This window comes from Bradyrhizobium betae (assembly GCF_050632175.1).
Taxonomy (GTDB): Bacteria; Pseudomonadota; Alphaproteobacteria; order Rhizobiales; family Xanthobacteraceae; genus Bradyrhizobium; species Bradyrhizobium betae_B.
This window is the reverse complement of sequence record NZ_CP192576.1, coordinates 5,672,212-5,686,694: the sequence shown is the minus strand read 5'-3', so window position 1 is coordinate 5,686,694 and position 14,483 is coordinate 5,672,212. Positions and strand designations below refer to the sequence as shown.

The window sequence follows — 14,483 nt, the reverse complement described above, 5'->3', positions numbered from 1 at the left end:
CTCAGCCCTCGAACCGCACGCGGGGATCGACCAGCGTCGCAAAAATATCGACGGCGAGATTCAGCAGCACGTAGAGCACCGCCATCATCAAGACGAAGCCCTGCACCGCCGCGTAATCGGACGCGATGACGGCAGAAACCGCGTAGGCGCCGACACCCTGCCAGCCGAACACCTGCTCGATCAGAACGTTGGACCCGAGCAGGAAGGAAAACACCATGCCAAGCACGCTGCTGACCGGCAGCAGCACGTTGCGGAATGCGTAAGTCATCAGGATCTTCCGCACCGGCAACCCGCTGGCGCGCGCGGTACGGATGAAGTCGCTGCCAAGAGCCTCCAGCATCGCCGCCCGCGTGATGCGCGCGATCGGCGCCAGCGCGAACAGACCGAGTGATACCGCGGGCAGGATCAACTGGGACAGCGACGCGCGGAGAACCGGCCAGTCGCCCGCGATGAGGGCGTCGATGGTGTAGGCACCGGTGACGCGCGGCGGCGGCGAGAAGGCGATCTCGTTCAGGCGGCCCAGTGGCTGCGGCGCCCAGTCGAGCAGGAAATAGAAAATGTAGACGAACAGCAGGCCGACGAAGAAAGTCGGAAAGGCAGCGCTCACGGTGACGATCCCGCGGCAGGCATGATCAACCCCACCATTGATGCGGGTCGCGGCCCACACCCCCATCGGAATGGCGATGCTGATCGCGAACAACAGCGCGAAGGATGACAATTCGAGCGAAGCCGGCAGCCGCTCGATCAGATCGGTCAATACGGGTTGGCCGGTGGTGAGCGAACGGCCGAGATTGCCCTGCGCGAGGTCAATCACATAGTGCAGGAACTGCACCGGAAGTGGACGATCGAGCCCCAGCGTGGTGCGGATGTTCGCGATCGAGTCGGCGTTCGCGGCTGGACCGGCGAAGAATGCCGCCGGGTCGCCTGGCAGCGCATGAGAAATGAAGAAGGTCAGAATGACCACGCCGATCAAGCTCGGGATGGTGCCCAGCAGTCGTTTCCAAACGAAGGCCATCAGCGGTTCGCCTGCCGTTATTCGTCGGCACGCCGGCAGCTTTGCCGAAGCGCATCAACGTGATCCGGGCCCCATCGACGTCGGACGCAGCCAGGGGCAATGGGCATGCATCACAGTCATGTCAAAGACGAAGCAAGCGCTGTGCCAGCCTGGTCATTGCCGCGATTGCGAGGCAAGCTTCACTTTTGGCAAGTTTTAGCGACGCAACGACGTCACTTCCGCACTCGAAAAACTGGGGTATTGAAGCAATGATGCTTTAGTTTTCGTCACATGCATTAAATTCATGCACTGACAAGGTGACATCCGGCTCAGTGAACCTGCGGCGTGTTCACCCAGACGATCCGAGCCTCGTCCGATCCAACATTGCGATAGCTGTTGGTTAGATACGCCTTGAAGAAGAAGGAGTCGCCGGCCGTCATCAGATATGTCGTGTCGTCGATGGTGAGTTCGATCGTACCCGACACGAGATAGCCTACGGCTTCGCCTTGATGGGTGATGAGATCGATCTTCTCGCCTCCCGGGGCCACCACATGGACGTTCCCCTCAAGCAGATTACCCGCGGCTATCGGCACCAAGCGCTCATAGGTCACGCCCAATCCGCCGCGCAGAGCGTCCACACTGACTTTGAGCCGATCCTCTGGCTTCTGCACCAGCTTGTAATCGTCGATTTTCAGGCCAAAGAACGAAGCCATGTCGCGGTCGAGCGCCTGGACCATCTTGTCAAGCATCGGTAGCGACGGCATCACCTTACCGGCCTCGATCTTCGAAATCATGCTCTCGTCGCAGCCGACGACCTGCGCCAGGTCCCGCATGCGGAGCCCCTTGGACAAGCGGGCACGCCGGAGGCGCGGGCCGATTTTCAAGGTGCCGTTTTCAGAGCTCACGCAGCGTCTTCCGGTGATTTGGACAGGGGCCAATTGTATGCATTAAAATCACATGATTTTCCAGCATGCCGTTAGCATAAAGAACGCGGTTCTACTGTGCATGGGGTTGTTTTTGCGAAAATTGGCCTCCGGGCCGGTCCCGGAACGCCCTCTACCTACCCGTCTTCACCTTGGTCCACAGCCGGTTGATCACCCGCTGCGTCGCCGGCTCGCGCGCCGTGATGACGAACAGCTTTGCCAGCGTCGCCTCGTCCGGATAGATGTTCTTGTCGCCCAGTATCTTCGGATCGACCAGCTTCTGGCTGGCGAGGTTGCCGTTGGCGTAGGACAGGAAGTCCGAGTTCTTGGCGGCCACGTCAGGACGGTAGAGATAGTTGATCAGCTCGTAGGCCTCGCTGACATTCTTCGCATCTGCTGGGATCGCGAGATTGTCGAAGAACATCTGCGCCCCTTCCTTCGGGATCGTGTAGCCGATCTCGATGCCGCTGCTGTCGTCTTTCTTGGCCTCGGCGGCGCGGGCGCGGGCCTGCATGATGTCGCCGGACCAGCCGACCACGAAGCAGATCTCGCCGGTGGCGAGCGCGCTCAGATATTCGGACGAGTGGAACTTGCGAACGAAGGGGCGGACCTTGGCCACCACGTCGGCGGCCTTTTCCAGGTCCGCCTGCCTGGTCGAGTTCGGATCGAGCCCGAGCCAGCTCAGCGCCGCCGGAAAGATGTCATCGGCGGAGTCGAGCATGTGCACGCCGCAGTCTTTGAATTTTGCGAGGTTCTCCGGCTTGAAGACGATGTCCCAGCTGTCGATCCTGGCGTCGGGTCCGAGGATCTGCTTCACCTTGGCGACGTTGTAGCCGATGCCGGTCGTGCCCCACATGTAGTTGACGGCGTAGACGTTGCCGGGATCGTAGATGCCGAGTCGCTCAGTCACCACGGGCCAGGCATTGCCGAGGTTCGGCAGCTTCGACTTGTCGAGCTTCTGGAAGATGTTGGCCTTGATCTGGCGCTGCAGAAAATAGGCAGTGGGCACCACGACGTCGTAGCCGGACTTGCCGGCCATCAGGCGCGTCTCCAGCGTCTCGTTGGCATCGAAGGTGTCGTAGACCACCTTGATGCTGGTCTCCCTGGTGAAGGCCTCCAGCACGTCCGGCGCCATGTAGTTGGACCAGTTGTAGAAGTTGACGACGCGCTCCCCGGCCCCGGCGTGAGGCGAAAGCAACGTCAGCGCCGCGGCGATTGCAAAACCGAAGCAAAGCTCGGAGCGGCTGACGTTCGTCATCTTCGACTACCTCTTGCGTCCACGCACCGCGTCCGACAGCCGCTCCAGTGCGGTGTCGAGCGTCTGGTCCTTCTTGGCAAAGCAGAAGCGAACCACCGAGGTCACGGGGTCCTGCTCGTAGAAGGCAGAGACCGGGATCGCAGCGACCTTGTAGTCCTTCACGATACGCCAGCAGAATTCGGTGTCGCTCTCGTTGAGCCCGAGCGGCGACAGGTCGACGGTAAGGAAGTAGGTTCCCTGCGACTTCAGCACCGGGAAGCCGAGGCTCTCCAATCCCTTGGTCAGGCGGTCCCGGCTCCGCGTCAGGTCCTTGCGCATCGACAGGAAGTAGTCGTCGGACTTGCCGAGACCATAGGCGACGGCGGCCTGAAGGTTCGGCGCGGTGGTGAAGGTCAGGAACTGGTGCACCTTGGCGGCGACGCGCAGCAGCGGCGGCGCAGCGCAGACGAAGCCGATCTTCCAGCCGGTCAGCGAGAAGATCTTGCCGGCCGAGCCGACCTTGATGGTGCGATCGCGCATGCCGGGAATGGTGATCAGCGGGATGTGCTTGTGCTCGTCGAAAGTGACGTGCTCCCACACTTCGTCCGTGATCGCGATGACGTCGAACTCCTGGCAGTAGCGCGCCAGCAATTCGAGGTCCTCGCGCGGATAGACCACCGCGGACGGATTCAGGGGATTGTTGAAGAGCACCGCCTTGGTCTTTGAATTGAAGACGCTTTTCAGCATGTCCTCGTTAAGCCGCCAGTGCGGCGGCTCGAGCCGGACGAGGCGCGGAATGCCGCCGGCTTGGCGGATGATCGGCAGGTAGGAATCGTAGACAGGCTGGAAGCAGACCACCTCGTCGCCGGGCTGGACCACCGCGAGGATGGCCGAGGTCAGCGCCTCGGTGCCGCCGGAGGTCACCATCACCTCGCTCATCGGGTCGAGCTTGAGGCCGTGCCAATGGCCGTAATGGGTCGCGATCGCCTGGCGCAGCTCCGGGATGCCCATCATCGACGGATACTGGTTGTAGCCGTTGAGCGAGGCGTCGGCTGCGGCGCGGCGGATGTCCTCCGGACCGGGATCGTCAGGGAACCCTTGGCCGAGATTGATGGCGGCATTGTCGCGCGCGGCCTGCGACATCGCCTCGAAGATGGTGACGGGAAGATCGGCGAAGATCTTGTTCAGGGACGAGCTTTTGGTCGTCATCGCGAGGTCAGCCACCGACCTTGCTGGGAAGACCCGCCGCCTTCCAGCCGAGCATGCCGCCGGCCAGATGCTTGTCATAAGGCAGGCCCGCTGCCTGCGCCGCGAGCGAGGCCGTCACCGAGCGCTTGCCCGAGCGGCAGGCGAACACGACCTCCTTGCCGGCGGGATCCGGGATCGCCTTGGGATCGAAAGTCGAGAGCGGCACGACGATGCCATAAGGATAGGCCTCGGCTTCGACCTCGTTCGGCTCGCGCACGTCGACGAGCAGATAGCGCCCTTCCGCGACACCCTTGGAGACCTCGTCCGGGGTCAGATCCTGTACTTGATTTGCCACATCATCCTCCAACGTCGCGGGGCCGCTGCCGGGGCGATCCCGGCGGCCGGCAACCTCGCCTCTCGGCAGGCGAAAATCAAGCGCTACAAAGGCTTGAGGCGCATGCTGGAAGTTAAAGCCAAATCGCAGCGACTTGAAGCGCAGCTTTCAGACGGCCTCGGGAGGCCTGCGGCGGGGACTATGGGGTGGCGCTTGGGCTCGGCCGCGGGACCGGTCCCTCCCGCCGTCGCGTCGGTCCGCGCCGCGGGGTAGGAACTGGCGACGGCGCGACCGCGGGTTCGGTTCGTTCGGTCGTCTGGGACTGGATGGCTGGCGGCGGAGGGATTTCAGGCGCCTTCTTCGCGGCCTCTGCCTCCGGCGCCGCAACTGCGGCCGGCTTTGTACTCTCGAAGCCGTTCAGGATGACCGGAATGCCCCCGGTCCGTTGCCCACCATGACCACCTTGCTGTTCGGCGACTGCGCCAGCTTCAAGGTGGCCTCGATCCCCGTCCAGCGGAGATAGGCGTCGGAAATGGTCGGCGTGACGATCTCCTGGAACCTGCGAATGCCGTTCGCCTCAACCTCCTTGCGCTGGCTCTCGAGGATCTCGCTCTGCACCTTGAAGCGGTACTCCTCGACGTATTCGGCCTGCGCGAACTTGCGTTCCACGGCCGCCCGAAGCGTCTCGGGAAGCTTCACCTCCGATATCAGGACGTCGGTCAACGAGATCGGAGCGAGCGGGCCCTGCTCCTCGGTCGCGCCGCCAATGTTTGAGGTCCGGGACGAGACGAGCGTCCGATAGATCGTATCCTGGATGGCGTGACGGTCCTTGGCATACAGATCCTCGGCCCTGGATCTGGATATCGTTTCGCGCAGGATGGAGCCCACCTCGGGAATCAAAAGCAGCCTGACATAGTCCGGACCGATCGAGCGGTGCAGCGCGCCCAGCTGATTGCGTCTTGCCCGCCAACGGACGCTCGCGGTCACCCGCAGGTTCAGTCCGTCATTGGACACGACCCCGAATTCCTCGGTGAACTCCTGCAGTCTCGTGTCGTAGACAATGAGTTGGTCCCACGGGAAGATCAGATGAAGGCCTTCGTCTCTGACAGGACTGACCATGTCGGTACCGCCGAAAAAGCGCCACCACATCACGCCTGCATGTCCTGCCGGGACCGTGATGACCATGTGACGCCAGAGCATGAACACGACGAAGAGCGTGAGCAGGATCAGGAAAATCAAGCCTGTCGACAGCTGACGGATCGTGCGTTGAACATTCATGCCGGGTCGACCGGCTTTAGTCGCCCGTCCTCCATGTGGTAGCGCCGGTCCGCCAGTTCGAAATAGCGCTCGTCATGCGTCACCGCGATGATCGCCTTGCCGGTCGCCTTGATGCGAGGAAGAATGGTTCGATAGAAACGCTCCCGGTAGCCGGGATCCTGATCCGCGGCCCACTCGTCCAGGACCAGGATCGGGCGTGCGTCGGCCATCGCCAGCGACAGCGCCAGCCGCTTGCGCTGGCCGGTGGAGAACGCCTCGGGGTCGTACCCCTGCTCGAAATCCGGCGGCAATTTGTCGGCGATATCGAGGTCCTGCGCGTTCTGCCGAAACAGCGCCAATCCCGCCTCGTCCAATCCGTAGGGCTTTCGAAACGTGTGGAAGTCCGAAAAGACGGTCGAGAACAGACCACGGTAGCTCTCCATCGTCGCTTCGGACATCACCTGGCCGTCGACGGAGATCGTACCGTGCCCGGCCGGATAGAGCCCCGTCAGCACCCGCAGCATCGTCGTCTTGCCGGATCCGTTGTTGCCGGTGACGAACACGAGCTCGCCCGGCGCCAGTTCGAATGTCACGTCGCGGATCGCAAATCCCTCTTCGCCGATGCCGCGCCGATGAGCATAACCGACGCGATCCATCTGCATGCGCTCGAACGTCCGCGGCGCCGGGGACGCAACCTGCGCCACCTTGCCACGCTGGTCGAGCGAGGCCTCGAATTCATCGATACCGCTGAGGGAGAAACGCGCAATGGAAAGCGGCTCGGCGGCCCGCACCAGCGCTCCCAGCGGCCCAAGCAGGAACAGCTCGGTGGTCACGATCTTGGAGAGCTCCTCCCCGCGACGCTGGAGATCAGCGGAAGGATGAAGACCACGGTCGCGCCGAGCATGTAGGACGTGGAGCCGGCCAGGATGACGAGATCGCTGATCACGGCCGCGCCCTTGGTGCGGCACCGCGCGACATTGCCCGAGAGTTCGACGATCTCCCGGTGGATCGCATCCTGCTTCAGCCGGCTCAGGCGCAGTTCCTTGAAGCCGTCGACCAGGTCCTCGGCGGTCGCGCGCAAGGCCGCATCCGCGCGCGCGGCCCCGATCATCTGCGTCTTCAGCTCGCCTTCGCGGTTCAGATAGTACTGAATGATCAACCCGACAAAAATCACGGTGAGAACGCCGGTGACGAACGATTGCCAGAACAGATCGACAATGACGAGCAGCAGCAGGATGCCGTTCTGAAATCCACTCAGCATCGGCATGATTGCCTGCGACACCGCCTCGTAATGGCGAGCCATGCCATCCAGCAAGGCCGTCCGGCTGACCTGATTGAGATCGCTCAGGTCGAGCTGCAGGACCTTGACCGCGACACGCACCCGCTGCTCATGGAGCGCATCCTCGATCGCCCGGGCGCTTTTCCTCAGCAGCAGTGTCTGGGCATAGCGATAAATCAGCAGCAAGCCGACGAATGCCAGCCCCAGTTCAAGGGACTTGAATTCGTCGTTCTGCTCGCTGACGCCGGCCGTGATCACCATGATGATGAACGTTCCGGAGACTGCCGACAGCATTGCGACCAGCAGCAGGTCCAGGGGCGAAGCCAGCGCAATGACGGGAAGTCGCTTCGGAACCGAGAGCCGGATATCCCGACTCTTCAGCAAGAGCCCGATCAGCCGCCTGCCCAGGTTCGAACCTGGCTCGGCCGCGGATGACTCGGATGTACTCATTTTGAAATCCGGCTAGGACGCGCTGCGCCGCATTCCGAGAATAAAGACGATTAACATGACCAGCGGCGTCAACACAAAAGACAGCAGGAAAAAGCCGGCGAAACCGATCACCCGGTCGCGGGCGAGATACCCGACCAGCAGGCAGCAAGCCAGATAGACGAGGAATGGCCCGACCATCGGGCGGCGCTACGTCGCCGCCGTCGGCTTGCCGCGCCTGAATTCGGCCTTCAGGTCATCCGCAATCGATGTGGCGCTGAAATCGCCGGGCTTGCCGCCTCCCGCCAGATGACGGGCGAAGACCTTGCCGACGGCGTAGGTGGCGGCGGCACCGAATGCCGACACCGACGCAATGCCCGCCAACGTGCCGACACCCGGTACAGCCTTCATCACCGCCCCGGCCGCCGCGCCCGGTATCAGCGTGCCGAGGAGAACGGACACGATGGCATTGGCTGCTTCCTTGCCGAATGAATGGCCATACACATTGCTGAGATCCATCAGCATCCGCGTCTGAACGGCTCCGAGGGCAACGAGGTCCACGAACGGAAGCGGCACGAGACCGGCCGCGGCCGACCATTTCACGGCCGACGATACGATCTGGCCGACATTGTCCAGCTTGGCTTCGTCGAGGCCGCCATCGTGAACATCGGCATCACCAGTGGTTGCGCCGGTCACGGTCGATACGGTGGTCATCGCTGCAATCCCCCAATAAAGCTCGCGACCATACACTCGATTCTAAACCAAGACAAAAGCCGCAGTTGTATGCGCAGGGGTTTTCCACGTCATTGCGAAGCTGAGAATTTTGAGCGCACATACGACACACGCAGCGAATCGTAACGGGCTGCTCTATGCTGAGACGTTCTTTATGCAACTCCTTGTTGCGTCCGCCATTGCTTTACCGAAAATGCATCCGGAGCCCCGAGAAGCGCCAAATGATTAACACCCAGGAAGTCAGAAGTACCGTCGATGGCATCATCGTCGAGGTCATGAAATCGTCAGGGGCCGGGCGAAGCCGTCTTGGCAACTGCCAGTCCGTCGAGCCGCAAATGCAGCTGAAGGACTTCGGCCTCGACAGCCTCGACATCGTGGAGCTGGTCAGCGTACTTGAGACCAAGTTCGACGTCGAAGTGTCGGACGACGTCTTTGAGGCTGTCAAGACGGTCGACGACCTCTACACCTACATGTCCGCGACATTGGCGCAGAAAGCGGCACTGGCGCAGAAGGCGACACCGGCGCAACTCAAAGCAAGTTGATGCCATCGCATGTCGACTTGGCGAAACTCTTCCTGAACATCCTGGGAAGCGGCAATCTGTCTTCGCTAAAGGACATCTTCAGCGAAGACATCCGGATCGAATATCCCGGGCTGCGCGCCGTGACGGGCAGCGGCAAGGTCGTGCTGCTGCTGAAGAGGATATTCTCGCAATTCGAAACACTGCGGTTCGAAGCGCTCGACTTCATCCAGGACGGAGAGAAGCTCTGCGTCACCTGGAAGAACGATGGACTGTTGAAGACGGGGGATGCGTTCCGTAACGAAGGCGCCACCGTCCTCCACATCAAGAATGGCGCAATAGATTACGTCAGCGACTATTTCAAGTACGATCGGAAAGATACGCAGCCATGACGATCGAAGGATCTGCTTCAGCGATGCCCAATCCCGCATTCCGCAAGTCGGTGGGCGATGGGCACGCGGCGATCGACCTGAAAGATCCCGATTTTCATTCCCGTCCCGATCAATATCAACTGCTCAAGCAGCTGCGCGACAACGATCCGATCTACTGGAATCCGGAGGTTGGCGGCCCCGGCTTCTGGGCGGTGACACGCTTCGACGATGTCGAGGCCGTCACTCGCGCCCGCGACATCTTCTCCACCGACTACAGGCGGGGCGGAATGCGCATCTTCGACGCAAAGAACGTGACGGCGAATCCCCGTCCGGACATCTTTGCCATCGACCCGCCGGACCACACCACCTTCAGGAAGGCATTTCAGCCGGTCTTCTCCGCCGAAGCGGTTGCGACCTTCAAGGACAGGGCCCGGCAGCGAATCCGGCGTCTGATCGCCGGTATCGCCCCCAGGGGGCGCGCAGAGTTCGTCTCTGAGATTGCCAATCCGGTCGCCGCAGGCCTGCTGACCGACCTCCTCGAGGTCCCCGAGGCTGACGGGACGACGCTGATGACATGGTCGAACGCCATGATCGGAGACGACGACGATGACTACGTTCCATCCATCGACTACCGCATTCAGTGCGTCCGCGCGCTGGACCGGTATGTCGAGGCGCTGATCAAAGAGCGTGCGGGAACGGACCGGACCGATTTCCTGACCGTCGTGACTCGCCTGACGATCGACAACAAGCCGCTGGACCTCGATGCACTCTGCGAGAATTTCGCGAGTTTCGTGGTCGCCGCCAACGAAACCACACGGCATACGATGACGCGCTCCATCGTCGCGCTCACCGAGAATCCGTCCGAGCGCGCCAAACTTCAGGCCGATCCCGCCCTGGTGCCCCAGGCAACGAAGGAATTCGTGCGCTGGGCCACACCGCTCATTCACGCACGCCGGACCGCCACCCGGGATACCGTGCTGGCAGGCCAGAACATTCGCGAAGGCGACAAGGTCGTGCTTTGGTACAAATCTGCCAATCGCGACGACAGTCGTTGGCCGGATGCCATGCAGTTCAAGGTCGATCGCTATTGCAGCAAGGACGCGCCGAACCACATCTCATTCGGCTCGGGGATCAATCACTGCCTGGGCTGGCGATACGCCGAGATGCAGATCACGATCCTGTTCGAGGAACTGCTCGCGACGCTGCCCGACATTCACGCCATCGACGCCCCGAAGCTGCTGCGGTCGAACTTCATCGCCGGCATCAAGGCGCTCGATGTGGCCTTTACCCCGGTCGATCGTCCGGCCTGACCCACGAATTGACGTATTCAGCCGCCGCTTCCGATCACGATTCTCCGGTGGCTGCCCGAACCATGTTGCTGCTCAAAATGGCGCCAACGCGGGCCGCGTGCGGCGGTTCGAACAGCGAATAGTGGCCGGTGTCCGCCCCCACGATTTCGATGGCGCCGCTGGTCGCCGCCCCGAGCGACGCGCGCAGGTCCGCATCGAGATTGTCGGTGGCGCGGACGAAGACGAGCGGCGCGCGGACGCGACCCGGCGTGTGGTCCGCAAGCAACCGACCGCTCCATTCGAATGCCGCGGCGATCCGGTCAAGCAGAGCCTCCGACATTTCATCGCCACCGGGCCGCGACGCATCCCCTCTCCTCCCAACATCGAGCGCGGCACGGCGCGCGGACCGGCGACGTCGGCGCTGACATTGGAGAAGTAGGAATCAATCAAAAACAGAAGAGCTACCTCATCGCCCTCGGCCTCCAGCAGGCGCGTCATGTCGTGGGCGACAACTCCGCCGAACGACCAGCCCATCAAATGATAGGGACCGCGAGGCTGCACAGTCCGGAGAGCGGCGACATACCCCCGCGCCATGTCGGCAATTGACGCGGGCGACGGCGCCGCATCCACGACACCAGCCGCCTGCAGCCCATAGACGGGAATCCGGACGTCGATGTCCTCCAGCATGCGATAATACACTTGGGCCAGCCCCGCGGCGGGAGGGACGCAGAACAGCGGCCTCAGCGAACCGGAGGCGCGCAGACGCACAAGCTGGTGATGGGCCACGGCGAATTCGCCCGCGGTGATCGCCCTCGCCAGAGCCCTCGGAGTCGGATTGTCGAAAACCAGTTCAAGCGGCAATTCGTGGCCGTGGTCGGCCCGCAGACGCGAGGCCAACTGCATCACCATCAGCGAGTGCCCACCGAGAAAGAAGAAATTGTCCAGGACGGTCACCCGGTCGACCCCGGTGAGCGAACCGAACAGCCGGCAAATGTCCGCCTCGAGATCGCTCTCGGGCTCAACACGATCAGCCGACACGTCCCGCTGACCTCTCGGCAATGACCTGCGGTCGAGCTTGCCATTGGGCAGGAGCGGCATCGTCTCCAGCACGACCACTATCGACGGCACCATCACCGGCGGCAGCATGGTGGCCAGCAACGCGCGCAAACCGGAGCCGTCGAGCCGGACGCCGGCGGACGGCACCACATAAGCCATCAGGCGCGCGTCCGCGCTGCTGTCGTCGAGGATTGCGGCTGCTTCGGCGACCCCGGCCTGCGCCAGCAACGCCAGCTCGACTTCTGCCAGTTCGATCCGCACGCCTCGAAGCTTGACCTGCTCGTCCTTGCGACCGCAGAAAACGATCTCGCCATCCGCATCGCGATAGGCGCGATCGCCCGTGCGATACATGCGCTCCCCGGCTGCGCCGAACGGACACGGCAGAAAACGCTCCGCCGTCAATCCGGGCCGCCGCCAATATCCCCGGGCAAGGCCAGCGCCGGAGATATAGATCTCGCCGACAACCCCAAGCGGCATTGGGCGCAGGCATTCGTCGAGAATGTGGACGCCATAGTTCGGCAGGGCGCGACCAATCGGGATGGCCTGGTCAACGGCAACCGCGGCAATCTCGAACGCAGTTGCGTCGATGCACGCTTCCGTCGGCCCGTACATGTTGAAGAACCGGCAGGATGACAGGCGCGAACGGAGCTTCTCCAGCAACGGCGCCGGCAGCACTTCGCCGCCCAGGATGAACACCCGAAGCGCCGCAAATCCGATCGGAATGGAATCGGCGATCACGGCGGCGAATGACGGAACGACATCGATATGCGTAGCGGCCAACGAGACCACAGACCGCATGAACAGCGCCGGATCACGCGTCTCGGCCGGCGACAGGACGATGCAGGTTGCTCCCGCCACCAGCGGGAGGAGCATCTGATGGATACTCGGATCAAAACTCATCGAGCTGGAGAACACGAAACGCGACGATGGCCCGACATCCCATAGCCGAAGCTGGTCGCCGAGCTTGCCGACCAGGTTCTGATGCGTGAGCGCCACGCCCTTGGGCCTGCCTGTCGAACCCGATGTATAGATCAGGAATGCAATGTTCTGCGCCTGCAACGGCGCCGACCGGTCCGACTGGCGCAATGGCCCCGGATCGTATGCCGCGATCCCCTCTTCCACCGCGCCATCGCCAAGCACGATCACCGCAATGTCGTGTCCTGCGAACATGTCCGCGTTGCCGCGCTGAGTCAGCATGAGCACAGCGCCGCTATCCGCGATCATATGGCTCAGCCGCTCGGCCGGATGCTGCGGATCCAGCGGCAGACAGCCGCCTCCCGCCTTCAGCACCGCCAGCACGGCCACCACCGCCTCCAGACTGCGGTCCAGTCCGATGGCGACCACTGTTTCCGGGCCAACGCCGCGATCGATGAGATAACGTGCGAGGCGGTTCGAGCGCTTGTCGAGTTCGTCATAGGTCTGCGACTGGCCACCGCCGACGATGGCGACCCTGCCGCTGGCGGCAGCGAATGCAGCAGCCAAAACGTCAGGGAGCGTCTCGCCGATTGTCGCGGTGATCGTTGCCGGATCGGCTCGCGGCTCGTCGATATCGACCGGCAGCGCGAGCGCACCGACTGGACAGCCGGTCGTCGCGACCTGAGCGGCGACGGCGACGATCCGCGACAAATGCGCATGCAGATCCGTCCGACGATAAAGGGCGGCATTGCCATCCAGATCCATGCGCAATCGTCCCTCCGCCTGGTTGTCGATCAGGCTCAGGGACAGGTCGCGTACGGGACCGTAAGAGAGATAGTGCGATGAAGACTGCGCGCCGCCGAACTGCAGATCCTGGTCCACCAGCATGATGTTCACGGACAGACTGAAATAATCCGGCTCACCCGGCAGCAGCTCAAGGTCGTTGCGGACATGTTCGAAGCGGTAAGCTTGATGGCGCAGCGCAAGCCGCATCTGCCGCGAGATATCCTTGGCGATCACGTCGAAACCAAGCGCCGGCGAAACATTGACCCGGAGATGGCATTCGTTCGACGCCATTGCCGGGAAGGCTCGCGCCGCGCTTGCCAGGCGGCCAAGCAGTTGCGTGCCGAGCACGACCTCGTGCTGCCCCTGATAGACCGACTGCATGACCGCGGCGGCGGCCATCAGCAGGTGCTCGGGTCTGACCCCCGCCTGTCGCGCCAGTTCGCGCAGTTGATCGGAGACTGACGTCGGAAGATAGCAGGTCTCGCGCAGAACGGCATCGGACGAGCCTCCGGCGCGGGCACCGGTCGCGGACCAACTGCTCATCTTGTCGGCGCCGGCCAGAGTGGTCTCCCAGTAGCGGCGGTCGTCGAGACATCGGGATGACTTGCTGTAAGCCTGCGCTTCGCCCGCCATCGCGGCCGTGCCGCCCAGCGGATAGTCGGGACAAGGCCGCCCTTCTCGCAGTGCTGAATAGGTTTCCGCCAGCCGATTGCCGGTGATCCAGGCCGACTGACCGTCGAAGGCAATGTGATGATAGATCTGGCCCCAAAGCCAGCGCGCGTCGGCGGTCTGAAGCAACAGCCAGCGGAACGGCGGCTCGGACTCCAGCCGGAAGGGACGGCGGAGCTCGGAATTGATCCGACCGACCGCTGCTGCTGACGGATCCGGCGCCTGCCTGACATCGATGATCGGCAGTATCTCGCCGCGGGCGGCGACCACTTCCTGCCATAGCGCGTCGTCGCGCGCATAACACCTGAGGCGGAGCGACTCGGTATGGTCGACGACATGCTCGGCGGCCCTCGCCAGGGTCCGCAGATCCAGCTCACCGACGATCTCGGTGTACAGCCCTATGTTGTAAACACAGCCCGTCTTGTCGAGCAGCTGTCCAAACCAGATGTCACGCTGGGCGACCGACAGCGGAAAACGTTCTGGCGCAACCGACGCTTCCCTCATCGCCC

Annotated in this window: 15 protein-coding genes; 4 read left to right on the top strand and 11 right to left on the bottom strand. The window is 62.7% G+C overall.

The genetic code is table 11. From position 1 onward, the window contains the following. Position 1 precedes the first annotated feature (1 nt). The gene (locus tag ACQ86E_RS27220; protein ID WP_431206574.1) at positions 2–1,018 is read right to left on the bottom strand and encodes an ABC transporter permease; all 1,017 of its coding nucleotides are present in this window, start codon (positions 1,016–1,018) and stop codon (positions 2–4) included. Between ACQ86E_RS27220 and ACQ86E_RS27215 the strand changes: the two genes are divergently transcribed. Continuing rightward, on the top strand, positions 957–1,214 hold the full coding sequence (locus ACQ86E_RS27215) for a hypothetical protein (RefSeq protein ID WP_431202612.1): 258 nt from the start codon (positions 957–959) through the stop codon (positions 1,212–1,214). The genes ACQ86E_RS27220 and ACQ86E_RS27215 overlap by 62 nt on opposite strands. Positions 1,215–1,323: 109 nt before the next feature. On the opposite strand, the gene ACQ86E_RS27210 is transcribed toward ACQ86E_RS27215, so the two are convergent. The 9 genes from ACQ86E_RS27210 to ACQ86E_RS27170 form a co-directional block, all read right to left on the bottom strand. Further along, the gene (locus ACQ86E_RS27210; protein WP_431202611.1) at positions 1,324–1,899 is read right to left on the bottom strand and encodes a cupin domain-containing protein; all 576 of its coding nucleotides are present in this window, start codon (positions 1,897–1,899) and stop codon (positions 1,324–1,326) included. A 151-nt stretch (positions 1,900–2,050) separates the two neighbouring features. Further along, positions 2,051–3,175: a polyamine ABC transporter substrate-binding protein gene (locus ACQ86E_RS27205; RefSeq protein WP_431202610.1), complete on the bottom strand. Its 1,125-nt coding sequence runs from the start codon at positions 3,173–3,175 to the stop codon at positions 2,051–2,053. A gap of 6 nt (positions 3,176–3,181) precedes the next feature. Then, positions 3,182–4,363: an aminotransferase gene (locus ACQ86E_RS27200; RefSeq protein WP_431202609.1), complete on the bottom strand. Its 1,182-nt coding sequence runs from the start codon at positions 4,361–4,363 to the stop codon at positions 3,182–3,184. 7 nt (positions 4,364–4,370) lie between these two features. Next, complete coding sequence (locus tag ACQ86E_RS27195) at positions 4,371–4,697, bottom strand: rhodanese-like domain-containing protein (protein WP_375309634.1); 327 nt, start codon at positions 4,695–4,697, stop codon at positions 4,371–4,373. Positions 4,698–5,093: 396 nt separating this feature from the next. Further along, the gene (locus ACQ86E_RS27190; protein WP_431202608.1) at positions 5,094–5,954 is read right to left on the bottom strand and encodes a prohibitin family protein; all 861 of its coding nucleotides are present in this window, start codon (positions 5,952–5,954) and stop codon (positions 5,094–5,096) included. Beyond that, positions 5,951–6,766: an ATP-binding cassette domain-containing protein gene (locus tag ACQ86E_RS27185; RefSeq protein WP_431202607.1), complete on the bottom strand. Its 816-nt coding sequence runs from the start codon at positions 6,764–6,766 to the stop codon at positions 5,951–5,953. Before ACQ86E_RS27185 ends, ACQ86E_RS27190 begins: the two co-directional genes overlap by 4 nt. Then, positions 6,763–7,662 carry a hypothetical protein gene (locus ACQ86E_RS27180; RefSeq protein ID WP_431202606.1) on the bottom strand — a complete coding sequence of 300 codons (900 nt, stop codon included), beginning with the start codon at positions 7,660–7,662 and terminating at the stop codon, positions 6,763–6,765. The genes ACQ86E_RS27185 and ACQ86E_RS27180 overlap by 4 nt, the downstream gene beginning before the upstream one ends. 12 nt (positions 7,663–7,674) lie before the next feature. Then, entirely contained in the window at positions 7,675–7,839 is a 165-nt protein-coding gene (locus ACQ86E_RS27175; protein WP_431202605.1) for a hypothetical protein, read from the bottom strand. A gap of 9 nt (positions 7,840–7,848) precedes the next feature. Beyond that, positions 7,849–8,352, bottom strand: a complete 504-nt coding sequence (locus tag ACQ86E_RS27170; protein WP_431202604.1) for a YcjF family protein — start codon at positions 8,350–8,352, stop codon at positions 7,849–7,851. 239 nt (positions 8,353–8,591) lie between these two features. Here ACQ86E_RS27170 and ACQ86E_RS27165 point away from each other — a divergent pair, with 239 nt between their 5' ends. Genes ACQ86E_RS27165 through ACQ86E_RS27155 form a run of 3 tightly spaced genes read left to right on the top strand, consistent with a single transcriptional unit; the run spans position 8,592 to position 10,569 of the window. Further along, complete coding sequence (locus ACQ86E_RS27165) at positions 8,592–8,912, top strand: acyl carrier protein (RefSeq protein WP_431202603.1); 321 nt, start codon at positions 8,592–8,594, stop codon at positions 8,910–8,912. A gap of 17 nt (positions 8,913–8,929) precedes the next feature. Beyond that, on the top strand, positions 8,930–9,280 hold the full coding sequence (locus ACQ86E_RS27160) for a nuclear transport factor 2 family protein (protein ID WP_431202602.1): 351 nt from the start codon (positions 8,930–8,932) through the stop codon (positions 9,278–9,280). Beyond that, positions 9,277–10,569, top strand: coding sequence for a cytochrome P450 (locus ACQ86E_RS27155; RefSeq protein WP_431202601.1), 1,293 nt, complete (start codon positions 9,277–9,279; stop codon positions 10,567–10,569). The genes ACQ86E_RS27160 and ACQ86E_RS27155 overlap by 4 nt, the downstream gene beginning before the upstream one ends. 72 nt (positions 10,570–10,641) lie before the next feature. Here the strand turns inward: ACQ86E_RS27155 and ACQ86E_RS27150 are convergent, their stop codons facing one another. Further along, positions 10,642–14,478, bottom strand: coding sequence for an amino acid adenylation domain-containing protein (locus ACQ86E_RS27150; protein WP_431202600.1), 3,837 nt, complete (start codon positions 14,476–14,478; stop codon positions 10,642–10,644). Positions 14,479–14,483 lie beyond the last annotated feature (5 nt).

Coding starts and splice junctions, on each gene's coding strand:
- ACQ86E_RS27215 (WP_431202612.1), top strand. CDS start 957: ATGACCACGCCGATCAAGCTCGGGATGGTGCCCAGCAGTCGTTTCCAA.
- ACQ86E_RS27205 (WP_431202610.1), bottom strand. CDS start 3,175: ATGACGAACGTCAGCCGCTCCGAGCTTTGCTTCGGTTTTGCAATCGCC.
- ACQ86E_RS27200 (WP_431202609.1), bottom strand. CDS start 4,363: ATGACGACCAAAAGCTCGTCCCTGAACAAGATCTTCGCCGATCTTCCC.
- ACQ86E_RS27190 (WP_431202608.1), bottom strand. CDS start 5,954: ATGAATGTTCAACGCACGATCCGTCAGCTGTCGACAGGCTTGATTTTC.
- ACQ86E_RS27180 (WP_431202606.1), bottom strand. CDS start 7,662: ATGAGTACATCCGAGTCATCCGCGGCCGAGCCAGGTTCGAACCTGGGC.
- ACQ86E_RS27175 (WP_431202605.1), bottom strand. CDS start 7,839: ATGGTCGGGCCATTCCTCGTCTATCTGGCTTGCTGCCTGCTGGTCGGG.
- ACQ86E_RS27170 (WP_431202604.1), bottom strand. CDS start 8,352: ATGACCACCGTATCGACCGTGACCGGCGCAACCACTGGTGATGCCGAT.
- ACQ86E_RS27165 (WP_431202603.1), top strand. CDS start 8,592: ATGATTAACACCCAGGAAGTCAGAAGTACCGTCGATGGCATCATCGTC.
- ACQ86E_RS27155 (WP_431202601.1), top strand. CDS start 9,277: ATGACGATCGAAGGATCTGCTTCAGCGATGCCCAATCCCGCATTCCGC.
- ACQ86E_RS27150 (WP_431202600.1), bottom strand. CDS start 14,478: ATGAGGGAAGCGTCGGTTGCGCCAGAACGTTTTCCGCTGTCGGTCGCC.